We start from the raw sequence: 16,117 nt of genomic DNA, 5'->3' as shown, positions 1-16,117 counted from the left end.
GGTCGCCGAGAGCTTCTTCCAGCTACTGAAGCGGGAGCGAATCCGCCGCAAAACCTATCTCGACCGCGACGAAGCCCTCCGCGACGTCTTCCACGACATCGAGACTGAAGCCGGGGCGATTCACATCAGACAAAAATCCACTGGCTGCAGCGGTGGCGGCAGGTCGGCTTCGCCGAGCGCGTCGCGCAGGTCGATCTCGATGCGGCGACAGATGGCGTCGAGCGGCAGGCTGTTGGGCAGGAGCGCGAAAGGGTTTTCGATTTCGTCGGCAATCGTATCCAGCCCGAAGAAGGTGTACGACACCAGCCCGACCACCAGCGGCGTGGCGAAGCCGATGGTATCGACCAGCCCGAAGGGCAGCAGCAGGCAGTACAGGTGCGCCGTGCGGTGCAGCAGCAGCGTGTAGGAGAAGGGTAGCGGCGTGCCGTGCAGGCGCTCGCAGCCGGCCTGCACCGTGGCGAGTGCCGTCAGGCTGTCTTCGATGCGGGCGGCAATGATCGGCTCGACGTGGCCGTGCGCCGAGGCGCTGGCGAGATCCTGGCTGATCAGATGCAGGATGCGGTCGGCCGGGTTGGCGGCGCTGGCGACGCGCTCGGCTTCGCTGGCGGAGAGAAAGCGCGCGCTGTCGGTGTTGCGGCTGCCGCGCAGGGCATGGCGCAGGGCGTGGGCGAAGGCGATCAGCCGGTAGAGCTGCGTCTGTGCTGCCTCGGCGCCGCCCGGGCGGACGTGTTGCACCCACATGCGCGCCAGCGAGCGGGCGTGGATAAGCAGGTCGCCCCAGAGGCGGCGGCCTTCCCACCAGCGGTCGTAGGTGGTGCTGTTGCGAAAGCCGAGAAAGATCGCCAGCGCCAGCCCGATCAGCGAAAACGGGATCGGCGTCAGCGTTACCTTGGTCGAAAAAACGCGGCCATGCGCCAGCGTGACGATGACGGCGATGCTGAAGGTCGTCACCAACTCCCACTTGATGCGGTGCAGGATCGAGCCGCGCAGGGCAAAAAACAGGCGCCAGGCGGCGGGGCGCTCACGAATGATCATCAGCGTTTCCTCAGGCGTTGGCAGGTGCCACAGGTGCTACCGGAGCTTCGCGGATCGGCAGGTTGACGAGGGCGGCTGCAGCGGCCAGCGCCATGTCGGCGTACCACATCCAGTGGTAGTCGCCGAACTGGCTGATCGCCAGTCCGCCCAGCCAGGCGCCAAAAAAGCCGCCGGTCTGGTGCGACAGCAGGGTGAGGCCAAACAGCGTCGCCAGATAGCGAACGCCGAACAGCTTGCCGACGATGGCGGCGGTCGGTGGCACGGTCGCCAGCCAGGTGAAGCCGAGCCCGGCGGCGAAGAGATAGAACGTCAGCTCGGTGTGTGGCGCCACCAGATAGGCGGCGATCAGCACGGTGCGCGAGGCGTACATCCACGCCAGCACATACTTGCTGCGATAACGGGCGACGCACGAGCCGGCGTAGAGGCTGCCGAAGATGTTGGCCAGTCCGATGATCGCCAGCGACCAACTGGCCACCGACGGCGGCAGTCCGCAGAGATTCACTTCGCCCGGCAGGTGCGTCACCAGAAAGGCGACGTGAAAGCCGCAGGTGAAAAAGCCCGCGTGCAAAAGCAGGTAGCTGCGATCGCTGAGTGCGACGCGTATGGCGTGCATGACGCCACGGTCTTCCTCGCCATGCGCGTGGGGCGCCGCCGTGCCTTGCGTCAGCTTGCCGACCAGCGGCAGCGCCGCCAGCGTCATCAGCGCCATCGCCCACAAGGCGCCCATCCAGCCGATGCCCTGGATCAGCCGCTGCATGATCGGCGCGAAGACAAACTGGCCGAGCGAGCCGCCGGCGTTGATGACCCCGGAGGCCGAACCCCGCGCAGCCAAAGGCAGGCGCTGCGCGGCGGCGCCGATCAAGACCGAGAAGCTGCCGGCGCCCGAGCCCATGGCGGCCAGCAGGCCGAGCGATACGGTCAGGCCGAGACCCGAATGCATGAAGGGCGTCGCCGCCGTGCCGAAAGCGAGCAGCACGATGCCGCCAATGAGCACGGCGCGTGGCCCGTAACGGTCGGCGCAGGCGCCGGCTACTGGCTGGATGGCGCCCCAGGCAAATTGCCCGATGGCCAGCGCGAAGCTGATCGTCGCAATGCCAAGCCCGGTGCTGGCGTCGAGGGGGGCGATGAACAGACCGAAGGACTGCCGCGTTCCCATGGTCACCATGAGAATGCCGGCAGCGGCGAGGGTGGTCAGCAGGATGTCGGGGCGGCGCAGCGAAGCGAACATGGGCAGGCGTCGGACAATTCCCGCAAGACGGGAGACATGGCATCAGAGCCGAGACTATAGAGCGAATTCCCCGCCTTCGCCCAATCGGGCGCATCGTGTGGCGTGGTGCTCATCGTGGGCGGCGCAGGGCGCGTCTTGCCGCGAACCGCTCCCGGCGCAGGCTGTCCACCGCCGGCACGGCGCGTGGCCACCCACTAATTTTTTTGACCCCGGAAGCGACAAGGACTCTCATGATCACCGTTCATCACCTCGCCAATTCGCGTTCACAGCGCGTTCTCTGGCTGCTGGAAGAACTCGACATTCCCTATGAAATCAAGCGCTACGAGCGCGATCCGGAAACCATGCTGGCGCCCGAGGCGCTGCGTCGCGTGCATCCGCTCGGCAAATCGCCGGTGATCACCGACGATGCCGACGGCGCCGCAGCGCTGACGACCATCGCCGAATCCGGCGCCATCATCGACTACCTGCTCGAACGCTACGGCAACGGCCGCCTGATTCCGCCGCCGGGCACACCGGAGCGCCGCCGCTACACCTACTGGCTGCACTACGCCGAGGGTTCGGCGATGCCGCCCTTGGTGATGAAGCTCGTCTTCGACCGCATTGAAAGCTCGCCGATGCCGTTTTTTGCCAAGCCGATTGCGCGCGGCATCGTCGACGCGGTGAAAAAGAGCTTTCTCCTGCCGGAAATCGGCCGCCACCTCGATTTCGTCGAGGGCGAGCTGCGCCAGTCGCGCTGGTTTGCCGGCGAGGACTTCAGCGCCGCCGACGTGCAGATGAGCTTTCCGCTCGAAGCTGCCGCCTGGCGCGGCACGCTCGGCGACATGCGCCCGCGCATCGTCGACTTTCTCGCCCGCATCCACGCGCGGCCGGCCTACCGGCGGGCGCTCGAGCGTGGTGGTGCCTACGATCTGGTCGGCTGACCCGGTGCGGCCGGTGCAGAGAGTGTGCGGGGCGCCGGGTGAGGACAGTGGCGGCTGCCGTGGCCGGGGGCGACAGAGGGCGCGTGCTAAAATCCGCCCCCCTTCTTGCTGACGACAGGCTGATGTCCGCTGCTCCTTCCGATCGCCTTAATCCTCCGCAGCGCGAAGCCATCCGTTACCTCGATGGCCCCTTGCTTGTCCTGGCGGGCGCCGGTTCGGGCAAGACGCGGGTGATCACGCAGAAGATCGCCTACCTGATCCAGGAGTGCGGCTTCAAGCCCGCCAACATCGCCGCCATCACCTTCACCAACAAGGCCGCGCGCGAAATGCAGGAGCGTATCGACAAGCTGCTTGGCAGCTCGTCGGGCAAGGGGCTGACGATTTCCACCTTCCACTCGCTCGGCGTGCGCATCCTGCGCGAAGAAGCGACGGCGCTCGGCTACAAGCCGAAATTCTCGATCTTCGATTCGAGCGACTGCCAGGGCATCATCACCGACCTCGCCGGTACGGTGGACAAGGCGACGGTGCGTAACCTGCAGTCGATCATCTCGCGCTGGAAGAACGCACGCGTTTCGCCCGACGCCGCTCGCAAGGAGGCGAAGGACGAAGCCGAGCAGATCGCCGCGCGCGTATTCGCGAGCTACGCAGCGACGCTGCGGGCGTATCAGGCGGTCGACTTCGACGACCTCATCTCGCTGCCGGTCGAGCTCTTTCAGCAGCACCCGGAGGTGCTGTCCAAATGGCAGAACCGCCTGCGTTACCTGCTCGTCGACGAATACCAGGACACCAACGCCTGCCAGTACGCGCTCTTGAAGCTGATCGCTGGCCCGCGCGCGGCCTTCACCGCCGTCGGCGACGACGACCAGGCGATCTACGGCTGGCGCGGCGCCGACATCGAGAACCTGCGCGGACTGCCGCGCGACTACCCGCAGCTGAAGGTGATCAAGCTCGAGCAGAACTACCGCTCGACGGTGCGCATCCTGAAAGCCGCCAACGCGCTGATCGCGCACAACGAGAAGCTGTTCGAGAAGAAGCTGTGGTCCGAGCTCGGCTTTGGCGACCCGATCACGCTCAACGTCTGCCGCGACGAAGAGGCCGAGGCGGAGACCGTGGTCATGAAGCTGCTGGCGCACAAGTTCGAGCATCGTAGCCAGTTCCGCGACTACGCCGTTCTCTATCGCGGCAACTATCAGGCGCGCATCATCGAGCAGCAGTTACGCAACCAGCGCGTGCCGTATCTGCTCTCCGGCGGGCAGTCGTTTTTCGACAAGGCCGAGATCAAGGACATCATTTCCTGGCTGCGCCTCCTGGCCAACAGCGACGACGATCCGGCTTTCATCCGCGCCGTGACGACGCCCAAGCGTGGCGTCGGCGGACAGACGCTCGAGTCGCTCGGCACCTATGCCGGCGAGCGTCACGTCTCGCTCTTTGCCGCCGCCTGCGAAGAGGGTTTTGCGCATCGCGTGACGCCGCGGCAGGCCGAGCCGCTGCGCGAGTTCTGCGCCTTTGTGAATCGCCTCGAATGGCGTGCCAGCCGCGAACCGCCGGCGCAAGTGCTACCCGACATGCTTACCGCCATCGGCTACGAAGCGTGGCTCTACGACCACGAGGAGCCGCGCGCCGCACAAACGAAGTGGGGCAACGTGCAGGAATTCTGCAACTGGCTGGCGCGCAAGGGCGAGGAAGAAGAGAAGACGCTGATCGATCTGACGCAGACCATCGCGCTCATCAACCTCATCGACAAGAAAGACGAGGACGTCGACGCCGTGCAGCTATCGACGCTGCACGCCGCCAAGGGGCTTGAATTCGGGCATGTTTTCCTGATCGGCGTCGAGGAAGGCATCCTGCCGCACCGCGAATCGATGACGCCAGAGAAGATTGAGGAAGAGCGCCGCCTGATGTACGTCGGCATCACGCGCGCGCAACGTTCCCTGCATCTGTCGCATTGCGAGAAGCGCAAACAGGCGCGCGAACTGGTCGCCTGCGAACCGTCGCGCTTCATCGCCGAAATGGGCGACAGCGAGCTACGCGTTTCCGGTGGCAAAGCCGCCGCCGTCCCCGACAAGGCGAGCGGTTCGGCTCGACTCGCTGCGCTCAAAAGCATGCTCGCCAACGCGCCCAAATAGCAGCGCGCCTGTCGGCGCGTGGCCTGCGCCGCCAGACGGCAGCATGTAAGCAAACGTAACACGCGCCAACGTCATCGCCGAGCCCGCGTTATTTGCCACAAGGTCGGCGCGCCCGGGATGATCAAAGCCTCCCGCGCCCGTCCTGGCGTCGCCACCTTTGGCGAAACTACCGCACAGGAGAACACCATGCTGCAAAAAGCCCTCATCCTCGCCGCTGCCCTCGCTTTCGGCGCCTCCGCTTATGCCAAGACCCCGGAAGCCGCTCCGGCTGCGCCTGAGGCTGCTGCCGAAGCACCGGCTACGCCGGCACCGCACAAGGCCAAGCACGCCAAGCATCACAAGGCGAAAAAGGCCGCCCCGGCAGAAGCGGCTGCGCCGGCTGAAGCTCCGGCAGCCAAGTAACAGCCCCGGTCGCGGCTCCGACCCATATCGGCCGGGCCCACCGTCAGGCGCCCATTGGGCAAGGGGAGGTCATTGCGACCTCCCCTTTTACGTTTGTCGGCGGCTTATTTCGCCAGCCCGGTCAGGTAGTCGACCGCGCTTTTTACTTCGTCGTCGGAAAGGTCAGCGGCACCGCCGCGCGCCGGCATCGAATTCTTGCCCTTGAGCGCACTGGTATAGAGGGCCGCCTTGCCCTGCGCCAGACGTGGCGCCCAAGCCGCCTTGTCGCCCGCCTTCGGCGAACCGAGCGCGCCGCTGGCGTGGCACGCCGAGCAGACGTTCTTGTAGATGGAAGCGCCATCGCGCGGGCCACTGGTGGCGGCTTCGTGCCCGGCAATCGTCAGCTGCGCCACCGGCGCAATGCGGACCTCAACCGCCTCGTCAGCCCCGCTGCCGGCCGCTCCTTTGCCTTTGAGCGAGAGCGGCACGATCAGCGCGATCAGTACGACGGCAATGACGATGGTCACCACCATGATGGATTTGGATGAATGCGTGTTGCCCGCCATGGCGGTGATCCCCTCTGCAATTGAGCCTCCCTGTAGAGGGCGATCCTGCCGCATTGTTCCCTTGCCCGCCGATGGACGCATCGGGGCGAAACCGCTATCCTTACGCCCCTGCACGCGCCCGTAGCTCAGCTGGATAGAGTACTGCCCTCCGAAGGCAGGGGTCGCCCGTTCGAATCGGGCCGGGCGCGCCAGAAAATTCAATGGGTTAGGTCCTCAGGGCCTAACCCATTTTTCTTTGGTCCGGGCGTTGTGACCAATCTGTGACCAAAGCGTGACTTGCCTGTGACTGCCAGTGCGCGGCCATCTAGTTGCTGGTCCGATTTTGACTCGTGCTCTGCGTGACCAGGCTGTCGGGAATGTGTTCGACCAATTGCTCGATCCGGCAACCGAAGAAACCACACAGCTTATCCAGCACATCGGCTGAAGGATTGTAGCCACGGTGGTTCGCAAGCTTGGACAGGGTCATCCTGTGGATGCCCGTTGCTCCAGCGATTTCGACCAAGGTCACGACTCGCCCCTCGCGAAACTCCTTCTCGGCAATTAGTTCCTTGAGTCGAAACCTAAGCATGTCCAGTTGCTCCGCAGCTGCATGTGATGCGTAAGAGTATCAAAAAAACTTGACGAGCTTCATCCGGTGTCTATAATCGGCTTTGTGTGATGCGTTTGCGCATCATGCGAACCCTAAAGACGACATGAGGTGTGACTATGGAAAAGACCTATCTGACCACCGATGAGCTCGCTAAGAAGATCAAGTATGACTGCCGCACGATTCGCGAACGCCTGAAGGACAGCGTCCTGATCGAAGGGGTCCATTACTTCCGCCCCTTCGGTGGCCGCAAAATTCTCTATATCTGGGAGGTCATCGAACAGGACATGCGTGTCTCTGGTCACGGCTTCGGGATTCCTATGGCAAACGGGGAGGTGTGCCATGGGTAGCATTCAGGTCCGCAAGGAGACGCAGCGCCTGATCATCGACTTCTACTACCGCGGTATCCGCTGCCGCGAACAGACGGCGCTCCCTGATACTCCCGCAAATCGCCGCAAGGTCGCCAAGGTTCTCGAGCGTATCGAAGCGGAGGTTGCGGCAGGAACCTTCGATTACGGTCGATTCTTCCCCGGCAGTCGCCTCGCGACCCGATTCGCGCGGTCGCCGATGGTCGATGCCATCCAGTCGCTGGAGGCCGAACTGTCGCAGCCGGGTGCGGCGAACGGCACCGACCGTCCGGATACGCCGCTCTTCCGCGAGTTCGCGGAAACCTGGTTTGCCGAGAAATCCATCGAGTGGCGCAATTCCCACCGCAAGGTGGTACGCGGCGACCTCGACCGGGTGCTGATCCCCAAATTTGGAGAGAAGGCGGTCGGCAACATCCTCAAGGCAGACATTCTTGCTTTCCGCGCTGAGCTCGCCAAAGTCCAGGCGCGGGGCAAGACCAAAAGCCTCTCCACAAGCCGGATCAACAAGGTGCTGAACCCCTTGCGGATGATCCTCAACGAAGCCGCCGACCGCTTTGATTTTCGCACGCCATTTACGAACATCAAACAGCTCAAGGTACGCAAGAGCGACGTCCAGCCGTTCTCCCTCGACGAGGTGTCCCGCATTCTGGACACGGTGCGGGTGGACTTCCGCGACTACTACACCGTCCGCTTCTTCACCGGCATGCGCACCGGCGAGATCGACGGATTGAAGTGGCAGTACGTCGACTTCGAGCGCCGCCTCATCCTCGTCCGCGAAACCATCGTCGAACGTCAGGAGGAATACACCAAGACCGATGGATCGCAGCGGGACATCCGCATGAGCCAGAAAGTCTTTGACGCGCTCAAGCGGCAGGAAGCGGCGACCCGGCATCTGTCGAAGTACGTCTTCTGCTCGCGCGACGGCACCCCGCTCGACCACAAGAACGTGACCCGGCGCGTCTGGTATCCCTTGCTGCGCCATCTCGGCCTGAAACTGCGGCGTCCGTACCAGACGCGGCATACGGCCGCGACCCTCACCACCACGAGAAGAACGGCAACTTCCGGCACAGCCTCGAAGTGGCCGAACGGGCCTTGGCGATGGGGCAGGGCCAGGCGCTTGTCCATGCGCCGATTCTCGCGCTGGGCGGGCTGATCCACGATGCCGGGAAGGCCGACGACTACCGCTACGACCCGGTCACCCGGCACTACCGGCTTTCCGCCCGCGGCAGCCTGATCGGACACCGCGACACGCTGCAGCAGTGGATCGCCGCTGCGATGGCAATGCACCGGGTGAACCTGCCCGAGACGCAGTACCTCGGCTTCATTCATGCCCTGACTGCCGCCAAGGGCGCACCGCCCTGGCTGGGGCTGCGCGAGCCCCGGAGTCTGGAGGCGACGATCCTGTCCATGGCGGATCGTCTGTCGGGCGAGGTCGACCTGTACGGACAGCTTGCGCCGGAAACCGCGGGATTCGGGCGTTACCACCCGCAGTTGCGGGGGCGGGCGTTTGTGGTGGGGGCGGAAGCGGGGGAGGGAGGGGCATCCGGTTAGGGATGGGAGGGGGGGCAGGGACCTTTCGAGGATCGTGGTGACCGAAGGGGCCTGTGGCTCCTTCGGTGATTGACGAATCGGCGGAGTAGAATCCGCGCGCGAGTGCAGGTTGATAAGCCACTCCGCTAGCATTGCATGGTGCGTGAGTCGCACCTTTTTATTAGAACAAACGAATATTCAAGATCGACAACGCATGACCCAGCGCAGCCCCATCCCGGTAATTGATCTTTTCGCAGGGCCCGGCGGCCTGGGAGAAGGCTTCTCGTCGATCATGGACCCTCTGAGCCGCCCCATCTTTTCCCTGAAAGTGTCGGCGGAAAAGGACTCGACCGCTCACAAGACACTCTCGTTGCGTTCGCTCTACCGGAAGTTTTCACGTGGAAAGGCTCCTGACTGCTATTACGAGCACATTCGGGGAAACATCACGCGCGAAGCCCTTTTCGCCCATCCCGACACCGTCGAGGCCGGAAGAGAGGCACTGGAGGAGGCGCGTAACTTCGTGCTTGGGAAGGACGATCCGGATGACCTCGACCGGCGTATTCAGTCGGCTCTCGGCGGCGCTGATGACTGGGTGCTGATAGGCGGACCTCCTTGTCAGGCGTACTCGCTTGCCGGCCGTTCGCGACGGACGCGCGAGTCGCTGGAGAAGTTCGAGAGCGACGAGAAGCACTTTCTCTACCGGGAGTATCTTCGGATCATCCGCAGGCATAAGCCGGCCGTCTTCGTCATGGAGAACGTCAAAGGCATGCTCTCCTCGCAGCACGGAGGCTCGCCCATCTTCGACAGAATCGTTGCCGACCTCTCCAAGCCGGGTGACGACCTCGAATACCAGATTCGCTCTCTGGTGAAGCCCGGCGTCGCGGGAGAGATAGACCCGATCGACTTCGTCATCGAAGCGGAGCGCTTTGGCATCCCTCAGGGGCGTCACAGAGTCATCCTGTTCGGAATTCGCTCGGACGTTGCCCGCTCCGTCCCGGAGCTGACCTCCTCGCCGGAGGAATTCGTGATTGGCGCTGAGAACACGAAGGTCTCTGTCGGAGAGGCTCTGTCCGGCCTCCCGCCCCTCCGCAGCAGACTCTCAAAGGAGCCTGACGGGCAGACTCACCCAGTGGGGTTTCTCACGCCACGTACTGTCGTATTTCGCAAGGTCCGTCTTGTTGATGAGTTGCTCTGTCGGGTACCTTGTGCCGCGCAGTGCGGGCGACCTTCGATCGACGCAAGACGGCCTTGTCCGAAGACTCTCCATTTGGTCTGACCGATGGCTTTGCGCAAGACACACAAAAGCAGACGCAGTGGCTGGCTTTCTTGGGAAAGAACCGACTCGAAGCATTGCGACTGGAGGACGTCGTTGTGTCGCTGCGAGAGTTTCTGCTTCCAGTCATCGCGGCCGCGAGATCTGAGATCGGTTTCACGCAGCACTGGAAGTCCGGTGGGCCATGGACTCCGGCGATAGCGTGAAAAAGGTCAAAGCCCAACCTTCGGCTTCAGATGCGTCGCATGGCACGCATCAGAGCGTTATTCTTCGACGTCCCCCTGAATTGAGTAGCGCGTGAGTTTAGGGTCCAATCCACGACGGCAAGGAGATTGGACCTGAAGAAACGCTTTTCCGAAGAACAGATCATTGGCTTCATGCGGTGAACGTGCCAGTTAATCGCCGCAGATTAGGCGGTGAATTGCTTGCGTTTTGCGGCGGAAGGTGCGCATAATCGCCGCATGAATTACGGCGATTACAAGTATATCTGGCAGGCGCCGGACTGGCCGCGCTGGCAGTACGACCTTGCTGTTCTGGCCGGGCCCTTGGCCGAGGTGAGCCGGGCGCAAGGCTTGTTGCTCGGGCGCCTGACTGATGTCGGCGCGGCCTTGCGCGATCAGGCCAGCCTGGTGGCGCTGACCGAGGATGTCGTCAAAACCTGCGAGATCGAAGGCGAGCAATTGAACGTCGCTTCCGTGCGCTCCAGCATTGCCCGCCGCCTTGGCGTCGATATCGGTGCCTTGGCACCGGTAGATCGTCACGTCGAAGGCGTGGTCGAGATGGTGCTCGATGCGACGGCGAATTGTCGGGGGCCGATGACCCCGGAGCGCTTGTTCGGCTGGCATGCCGCGTTGTTTCCCACCGGGTATTCTGGACTTGCCAAGATCCAGGTCGCCAGCTGGCGGAATGATGTCAGCGGAGCGATGCAGGTGGTTTCCGGTCCCCTGCAACGCCAGAAGGTGCATTACGAGGCGCCTCCAGCAGATCGCCTGGCGAAGGAGGTCGAGCGGTTTCTGGCGTGGATGAATGCGGATTCTGGTGAGCCGCCCTTGATCAAGGCGGGACTCGGGCATCTCTGGTTTGTCACCTTGCATCCTTTCGACGACGGCAACGGGCGGATCGCCCGGGCCATTGGTGACCTGTTGCTGGCGCGTGCCGACGGCAGTCCGCAGCGCTTTTACAGCCTGTCCGCGCAGATACAGCGGGAGCGCAAGGCTTACTATGAAATCCTGGAACAGACCCAGAAAGGGTCGATGGATGTCACGGCCTGGCTGCTCTGGTTTCTGGAGAGCCTGCAGCGGGCGGTGGGTCAGGCCCAGCAAACGCTCGATGCCGTTTTCCTGAAAACCCGTTACTGGCAGCGTTGGGCGACCCTGCCGCTCAATGAAAGGCAGGTGAAGGTGCTAAACCGCTTGCTGGACGGGTTCGATGGAAAACTGACCAACGGCAAGTGGGTGGCCATCGCCAAATGTTCGCCGGACACGGCACTGCGCGACATCAACGATCTGCTGGCGCGTGGGGTGTTGAGCAAGACGGGGGCGGGTGGGCGCAGTACCAGCTATGAACTTCATCATTACTAACTGGAATGGCTGCAAGCACGGACTCCTCGTCGGATCGTTCAGATCAAGGCGGCCCTCGACATAGTCGGCAGCAGGCGACGGAAAACCGACACGGACGCCCGAGGCGAATACGGGAGAGCTGATGGCCTCGGCCACCTCTGCCGGGCGCATGAAACGGAGGCGGACGGTGCCGTGGGGGGCGATAGAGCGCGCCCCGTCAGGACGGGGAAAGTGAAAAAGTATAGCCTGGCCGATGTGCTGTATTTTTGTACAGTGCAAGGGGCCGGATACGCTTTCCAATCCGGCGGGCTAGCGCGTGTCGCCACTCCCAGGGCGGCACGAGGTCCGGGTCGTGCGACAGGCCGCTCACGCTCGGCGCGTTCGTAGCGCCGGGCCTGCGACGGTTCCTGCTCTTGCGCATAGTGCCGACAGCACAGAGACTCCGAAGCCATGAATTGGTTTTTCAGAGTGGCAGCTTATGTATGACTACTTATATCGACATGAAGATGGCAGAGGGCGCAATGCTGCCATGCAGTTCTACAATGATTTCAGGTAGTCAGGATCGAGGATGCGCTTTCCGTACATTTTTGAGGAATAAAGGGCAACCGCAGGGTTGTGTCCATTCACGCGGTCTTTGGTAACAAGGCTCGTGACAAGCGCCTCAGAATATTTAGTGAACAGTGCATCATGGCCTACGCATAGTCCCATGATGACATTCAAATCGGTGTGCTCCTGGTTGAGTAGTTGTGCCTGCACAATGGGGTTGCAGCAAGCCTCGAATGAACCGCATTTAATCTTCAGGCTTTCGTCAATGCCGATCACGCTTTTATCGACGGACCCGACCTTGCACAAGGCGGTGAATGGTTCGAATCCAGCCAGTCTCAACACTTTCGTGAAAATCCGCGTTTCTTCAATGAGTCCCAGGCAACTGGCAATGCCGATTTTCTTTGCGTCGATACGCTTGGCAAAAGCAACGACTTCTTCGACGCGCGTGATCTTGCAGTAATAAAGGCCCTCTACTTCGGCTGCGGCGCGTGCGACCTTTGCGTCGTAAGAGTCCCCCTGATAAGTCTCGATGCTGCTCCTAAGCTGATTCTCGTCAATGGATTCAGTAAGACAAAAATCCGGATACTTTTTGTCGTGGCGATAGCAATGCAACTGACCGCATTCAGAGCAGCTGGGGTTTTCAATTTTATTTGACATGTTTGGTCTCACTCACTGGCTAATGCGATTTTTGACTGGGTATCGTTAAACAGGCTGGCTACCGGTTTTATTGAGCACTGCCTCGTCGATCCGTCTTCAGAGATAACTCCGTGTTCCATGCAATGGTAGGGCGACATGCCATGATCAATAGTCTGATCATGCGCAATGAATGACCTGTGGCTTTGTGGTCAGATCACGAAGAATCCGTGTGTTCCATCCCGCCTTAGTTGTTCTACCAACCCGAATTCCCAGTCGAGATATGCCTGCATTGCTTCCCTCGCGTTGTCGGTGCCCTCGTAGGGGCGGCGGTAACGGTCGATGGGCGGCGAGGCGAGATGAGCCGGGCCGCTTTCCAGCGGGAGACCGGCTGCTTCCCAGGCGGCATTGCCGCCTTCCAGTACTACTACCTCTGCATTTGACTGATTCTGGATTTCGGTGTGAGCGTACAGGGCGAGGCGGCTGCTGGCGCAGGTCAGCACGTAGCGCTTGACTGGTGGAATCCGCGCGAGCGCATCGGCGATGCGCGAGCGCAGTGCGTACCACGCACCCGGAATGTGGCCGCGCAGGTAATTGGCATGCAGGGTCAGGTCGAGCACGGCCACTTCTTCCGGTCGCTCGAGCAGGGTAGCCAGCTCGGCCGGCCTGATCATGGGGACTGCTGGTGCAGGCGGGAAGGGCGCCTGCCACGGTCCCTTGACGCTGAAGTCCGGTGTGTTGGCGACATCATCGAGAACGAAGACCTCCCAGTTCATCTGTGCCAACCAGGAAGCTGTCATCTCGGCCCGCGCGCTGAGGTCGTCGGCCAGCACGATGCGGGCTCCGCGCACCGGGGCGACCATTTCCGTTTCCTGGACCAGTTGGCCTCCCGCCACTGAACGGAAACCGGGCAGGTGGCCGGCTTCATATTCGGATGGGTCACGCACGTCGAAGAAATAGGTGGTGCGTTCCCGTTGTTCAAGCCAGACCTCGACGTCGGCCCATGCTGCGCGCTTGACCCCGGCACGATCAGCGACGCGGCGGGCAGCAATGGCTGCTGTTTCAGCGGTATTGCGGTCAACGGCAGGAAAACGGCGACTTTGACCATGCTGCAAAGTCTGCCCGGCCAGGGTCCATCCGATGGTGCCGTTCCTCAGCGCTGCAACCGGGTTGGGTAGACCTGCGTTGATCAGCGACTGAGTGCCAATGATGCTGCGCGTCCGTCCGGCGCAGTTGACGATGATCTGGGTCGCGGGACTTTTCGCCAAGGCAGGAACACGCAGTATCAGTTCGGCGCCTGGCACGTTGGTCGAACCCGGGATGTTCATCGTCCGGTATTCGTCGAAGCGGCGCACGTCGACGACCACGACGTCAGCGCCCGCGCAGAGCATGTCCTTGACCTCCTCGGCGGTGAAGGAAGGGGTATGACGCCTTGCCTCGACCAGTTCGCCAAAGGCCTTGCTCGGCACATTGACATCGCGGAACAGTTCACCGCCCGCAGCAGCCCAGCCTGCAATGCCACCGGAAAAGACGGAGATGTCGTTATAGCCAAGTTGGGCCAGCTTTCCAGCCGCTCGTTCGGCATCGCCCTCGCCGTTGTCGATGGTGACGATGGGCACGCTGCGGCGCGGCAGCGTAGCCCAAGCGTTCAGCTCAATGCGGCCGAGCGGGAAATTGGCAGCAAACAGGGGGTGTGACTGGGCATGCGGGTCTTCCTCGCGCACATCAAGAAAGGCGATTTCGCGCCGTTCCAGCAGCGCGGTGCGCACGTGGTCATAACTTGCCTGACGGAATTCACCGGCCATCGCTCAACTCCACAGATTGGGAACGACGTCGCTGGCATAGCCGGAGACGAAGGGTTTCTCGGCGCCGGTTGCCTCATCGAAGACATGACGATGAACACGACCGATGTTGCGTCCATAGACGTGAATGCTGATCGATGATTGGTCGGGCAGATCGTTGGCCACACTGTGCACGTCACCGATGCCTGGCGATACTGCCGTGGTCTGGCCGGGCAGCAGGATCCCGCTGCCGGTTACGCGGTAGCTGCCGTCGGCCTGTTTCGCGTAGGTCATTTCCCGCTCACGACCGCGCAGACCGCCAACCAGGCCCCAGGTCAGGTGGTCATGCACCGGTGTTTTCTGGCCGGGGCCCCAGACGAAGCTGACGATGGACAGGCGGTCGAGCGGATCGGCGTAAAGCAGGTACTGCTGATAGTACTGAGGGTGGGGCCGGGCGAATTGATCCGGTAGCCAGTCGTCGCTAGCGACCAGTTCGGCCAGCAGTGTCTGGCCATGGCTGAGAATAAGTTCTTCGTTCGGATCCGTTTCAAGGAAGCGGGTGATGGCCTCGACAAAGTTAAGGAGCTTATTTGCACTCATCGCGGTTTCCTCGTTTGGTCAGATGGATAGATGGCGGGCTGCCGCGTGGAAGCTGTCCAGCGTCGGCGTCGGAACGCCACGTCGACGGGCAAGCTCGCGGACGCTGCCGAGGATGGGTTCGAGTTCGAGCGTGCGACCGGCCTCGCGGTCCTGCAGCATCGATGTGCGGAAAGTGCCGCTTGCTGCGACCTTTGCAGTTCGCAGCAGGCGCTGGTCCGGCGTGCTTCCTGGGGGGAGTCCCCAGGCGCGTGCCACGGCGCGTGCTTCTTCGATGCCGGCGACGAGGCGGGCACGATGGTCGTGGTCGGCGAGCAGGTTGCCGATGTCGAGTCCACTGATGGCACTCAGCGGATTGAGAACGACATTGCCGAGGAGTTTTTCCCACAGCGGGACGGTGATGTCTTCGGCGGTTTCTGCTTGCAATCCTGCCTGCGCGAGGATATCGGCCAGTTGTGCAGCCGCGGGACTATGAGCGATCGCCGGACAACCCAGAACAAACCGATCACCATCGGTGACCAGGGCGCGAATATGTCCGCCTGCCAAGCGTTCGACGGACTTGAAAACCACGCAGGAGAGGGTTCTCGCCAGGTTGATTTCGCGCAGAAGGCTGCCGTCGGGGTCAACGGCACGCAGTACCGTACCCTCTTCCAGATGGTCGAGAAACCACCACGGAAGGCCGTTCTGGGCAATGACGAGATGTCCGTCAGCGTCCAGCCAGGGGCGAATGAGCGGCAGGGCGACCGGCAGGTCCTGTGCCTTGGTCGTCACGATGACGAAATCGTGCTTATACGGTGCGTCGGCCGGAACCTGGAAATCAACGCTGATTTTCCGCAGACACGCACCTTCCTCGAAATCGATTACTGGCGGCAGGCTGCTACCTGGACGAGTGACAAGGGTCACGGCCTGTCCGGACAGATGCAGTCTGGACGCTAGGTAGACGCCGATGGCGCCGGCGCCGAAGATGGCAATGCGCGGCGAGACCATG

The 16,117-nt window shown here is 62.4% G+C and carries 16 protein-coding genes and 1 tRNA gene; 9 read left to right on the top strand and 8 right to left on the bottom strand.

Going from position 1 to position 16,117, the window contains the following annotated elements; translation table 11 throughout:
• Positions 1 to 120: 120 nt before the first annotated feature.
• Both GHK24_RS11515 and GHK24_RS11510 read right to left on the bottom strand, forming a co-directional pair.
• A complete protein-coding gene (locus tag GHK24_RS11515; RefSeq protein WP_153473030.1) occupies positions 121 to 1,035 on the bottom strand; it encodes a bestrophin family protein in 915 nt (304 codons plus the stop codon).
• A 10-nt stretch (positions 1,036 to 1,045) separates the two neighbouring features.
• Positions 1,046 to 2,263, bottom strand: coding sequence for an MFS transporter (locus GHK24_RS11510; protein ID WP_153473029.1), 1,218 nt, complete (start codon positions 2,261 to 2,263; stop codon positions 1,046 to 1,048).
• 230 nt (positions 2,264 to 2,493) lie between these two features.
• On the opposite strand from GHK24_RS11510, the gene GHK24_RS11505 reads away from it, so the two are divergent.
• The 3 genes from GHK24_RS11505 to GHK24_RS11495 all read left to right on the top strand — a co-directional run bounded on the left by GHK24_RS11505 (position 2,494) and on the right by GHK24_RS11495 (position 5,711).
• Positions 2,494 to 3,183: a glutathione S-transferase gene (locus tag GHK24_RS11505; RefSeq protein ID WP_153473028.1), complete on the top strand. Its 690-nt coding sequence runs from the start codon at positions 2,494 to 2,496 to the stop codon at positions 3,181 to 3,183.
• 122 nt (positions 3,184 to 3,305) lie between these two features.
• The gene (locus GHK24_RS11500) at positions 3,306 to 5,309 is read left to right on the top strand and encodes a UvrD-helicase domain-containing protein (protein ID WP_153473027.1); all 2,004 of its coding nucleotides are present in this window, start codon (positions 3,306 to 3,308) and stop codon (positions 5,307 to 5,309) included.
• A gap of 117 nt (positions 5,310 to 5,426) precedes the next feature.
• On the top strand, positions 5,427 to 5,711 hold the full coding sequence (locus tag GHK24_RS11495; RefSeq protein WP_194286421.1) for a hypothetical protein: 285 nt from the start codon (positions 5,427 to 5,429) through the stop codon (positions 5,709 to 5,711).
• A gap of 104 nt (positions 5,712 to 5,815) precedes the next feature.
• Here GHK24_RS11495 and GHK24_RS11490 read toward each other — a convergent pair whose 3' ends face one another.
• On the bottom strand, positions 5,816 to 6,256 hold the full coding sequence (locus tag GHK24_RS11490; RefSeq protein ID WP_153473026.1) for a c-type cytochrome: 441 nt from the start codon (positions 6,254 to 6,256) through the stop codon (positions 5,816 to 5,818).
• Positions 6,257 to 6,370: 114 nt separating this feature from the next.
• Between GHK24_RS11490 and GHK24_RS11485 the strand changes: the two genes are divergently transcribed.
• A tRNA-Arg gene (locus GHK24_RS11485) sits at positions 6,371 to 6,447 on the top strand.
• A gap of 113 nt (positions 6,448 to 6,560) precedes the next feature.
• Here GHK24_RS11485 and GHK24_RS11480 read toward each other — a convergent pair.
• Complete coding sequence (locus tag GHK24_RS11480; RefSeq protein WP_153473025.1) at positions 6,561 to 6,824, bottom strand: helix-turn-helix domain-containing protein; 264 nt, start codon at positions 6,822 to 6,824, stop codon at positions 6,561 to 6,563.
• A gap of 137 nt (positions 6,825 to 6,961) precedes the next feature.
• Between GHK24_RS11480 and GHK24_RS11475 the strand changes: the two genes are divergently transcribed.
• The 5 genes from GHK24_RS11475 (at position 6,962) to GHK24_RS11455 (ending at position 11,593) form a co-directional block, all read left to right on the top strand.
• Complete coding sequence (locus GHK24_RS11475; protein ID WP_153473024.1) at positions 6,962 to 7,192, top strand: hypothetical protein; 231 nt, start codon at positions 6,962 to 6,964, stop codon at positions 7,190 to 7,192.
• A complete protein-coding gene (locus GHK24_RS11470) occupies positions 7,185 to 8,363 on the top strand; it encodes an Arm DNA-binding domain-containing protein (protein ID WP_153473023.1) in 1,179 nt (392 codons plus the stop codon). The genes GHK24_RS11475 and GHK24_RS11470 overlap by 8 nt, the downstream gene beginning before the upstream one ends.
• Positions 8,309 to 8,761 carry a hypothetical protein gene (locus GHK24_RS11465; RefSeq protein WP_242569259.1) on the top strand — a complete coding sequence of 151 codons (453 nt, stop codon included), beginning with the start codon at positions 8,309 to 8,311 and terminating at the stop codon, positions 8,759 to 8,761. The genes GHK24_RS11470 and GHK24_RS11465 overlap by 55 nt, the downstream gene beginning before the upstream one ends.
• A 193-nt stretch (positions 8,762 to 8,954) precedes the next feature.
• A complete protein-coding gene (locus tag GHK24_RS11460) occupies positions 8,955 to 10,016 on the top strand; it encodes a DNA cytosine methyltransferase (RefSeq protein ID WP_153473021.1) in 1,062 nt (353 codons plus the stop codon).
• 458 nt (positions 10,017 to 10,474) lie between these two features.
• Positions 10,475 to 11,593 carry a Fic family protein gene (locus tag GHK24_RS11455; RefSeq protein WP_153473020.1) on the top strand — a complete coding sequence of 373 codons (1,119 nt, stop codon included), beginning with the start codon at positions 10,475 to 10,477 and terminating at the stop codon, positions 11,591 to 11,593.
• A 516-nt stretch (positions 11,594 to 12,109) separates the two neighbouring features.
• Here the strand turns inward: GHK24_RS11455 and GHK24_RS11450 are convergent.
• From GHK24_RS11450 to GHK24_RS11435, 4 genes are all read right to left on the bottom strand, one after another.
• A complete protein-coding gene (locus GHK24_RS11450) occupies positions 12,110 to 12,775 on the bottom strand; it encodes a DUF1847 domain-containing protein (RefSeq protein ID WP_153473019.1) in 666 nt (221 codons plus the stop codon).
• 188 nt (positions 12,776 to 12,963) lie between these two features.
• Positions 12,964 to 14,556 carry a rhodanese homology domain-containing protein gene (locus GHK24_RS11445; RefSeq protein ID WP_153473018.1) on the bottom strand — a complete coding sequence of 531 codons (1,593 nt, stop codon included), beginning with the start codon at positions 14,554 to 14,556 and terminating at the stop codon, positions 12,964 to 12,966.
• Positions 14,557 to 14,559: 3 nt separating this feature from the next.
• Complete coding sequence (locus GHK24_RS11440; protein WP_153473017.1) at positions 14,560 to 15,132, bottom strand: cysteine dioxygenase family protein; 573 nt, start codon at positions 15,130 to 15,132, stop codon at positions 14,560 to 14,562.
• Positions 15,133 to 15,150: 18 nt separating this feature from the next.
• Complete coding sequence (locus tag GHK24_RS11435) at positions 15,151 to 16,116, bottom strand: ketopantoate reductase family protein (RefSeq protein WP_153473016.1); 966 nt, start codon at positions 16,114 to 16,116, stop codon at positions 15,151 to 15,153.
• Between the last annotated feature and the right edge of the window lies 1 nt (position 16,117).

Origin of the sequence: Rhodocyclus gracilis, from assembly GCF_009617575.1 — a bacterium.
Classification (GTDB): Bacteria; Pseudomonadota; Gammaproteobacteria; order Burkholderiales; family Rhodocyclaceae; genus Rhodocyclus; species Rhodocyclus gracilis.
This window is presented reverse-complemented; position numbering and strand designations above follow the sequence as displayed.

Coding starts and splice junctions, on each gene's coding strand:
- GHK24_RS11480 (WP_153473025.1), bottom strand. CDS start 6,824: ATGCTTAGGTTTCGACTCAAGGAACTAATTGCCGAGAAGGAGTTTCGC.
- GHK24_RS11510 (WP_153473029.1), bottom strand. CDS start 2,263: ATGTTCGCTTCGCTGCGCCGCCCCGACATCCTGCTGACCACCCTCGCC.
- GHK24_RS11460 (WP_153473021.1), top strand. CDS start 8,955: ATGACCCAGCGCAGCCCCATCCCGGTAATTGATCTTTTCGCAGGGCCC.
- GHK24_RS11475 (WP_153473024.1), top strand. CDS start 6,962: ATGGAAAAGACCTATCTGACCACCGATGAGCTCGCTAAGAAGATCAAG.
- GHK24_RS11440 (WP_153473017.1), bottom strand. CDS start 15,132: ATGAGTGCAAATAAGCTCCTTAACTTTGTCGAGGCCATCACCCGCTTC.
- GHK24_RS11505 (WP_153473028.1), top strand. CDS start 2,494: ATGATCACCGTTCATCACCTCGCCAATTCGCGTTCACAGCGCGTTCTC.
- GHK24_RS11470 (WP_153473023.1), top strand. CDS start 7,185: ATGGGTAGCATTCAGGTCCGCAAGGAGACGCAGCGCCTGATCATCGAC.
- GHK24_RS11465 (WP_242569259.1), top strand. CDS start 8,309: ATGGGGCAGGGCCAGGCGCTTGTCCATGCGCCGATTCTCGCGCTGGGC.
- GHK24_RS11455 (WP_153473020.1), top strand. CDS start 10,475: ATGAATTACGGCGATTACAAGTATATCTGGCAGGCGCCGGACTGGCCG.
- GHK24_RS11450 (WP_153473019.1), bottom strand. CDS start 12,775: ATGTCAAATAAAATTGAAAACCCCAGCTGCTCTGAATGCGGTCAGTTG.
- GHK24_RS11515 (WP_153473030.1), bottom strand. CDS start 1,035: ATGATCATTCGTGAGCGCCCCGCCGCCTGGCGCCTGTTTTTTGCCCTG.
- GHK24_RS11445 (WP_153473018.1), bottom strand. CDS start 14,556: ATGGCCGGTGAATTCCGTCAGGCAAGTTATGACCACGTGCGCACCGCG.
- GHK24_RS11495 (WP_194286421.1), top strand. CDS start 5,427: ATGATCAAAGCCTCCCGCGCCCGTCCTGGCGTCGCCACCTTTGGCGAA.
- GHK24_RS11490 (WP_153473026.1), bottom strand. CDS start 6,256: ATGGCGGGCAACACGCATTCATCCAAATCCATCATGGTGGTGACCATC.
- GHK24_RS11435 (WP_153473016.1), bottom strand. CDS start 16,116: ATGGTCTCGCCGCGCATTGCCATCTTCGGCGCCGGCGCCATCGGCGTC.
- GHK24_RS11500 (WP_153473027.1), top strand. CDS start 3,306: ATGTCCGCTGCTCCTTCCGATCGCCTTAATCCTCCGCAGCGCGAAGCC.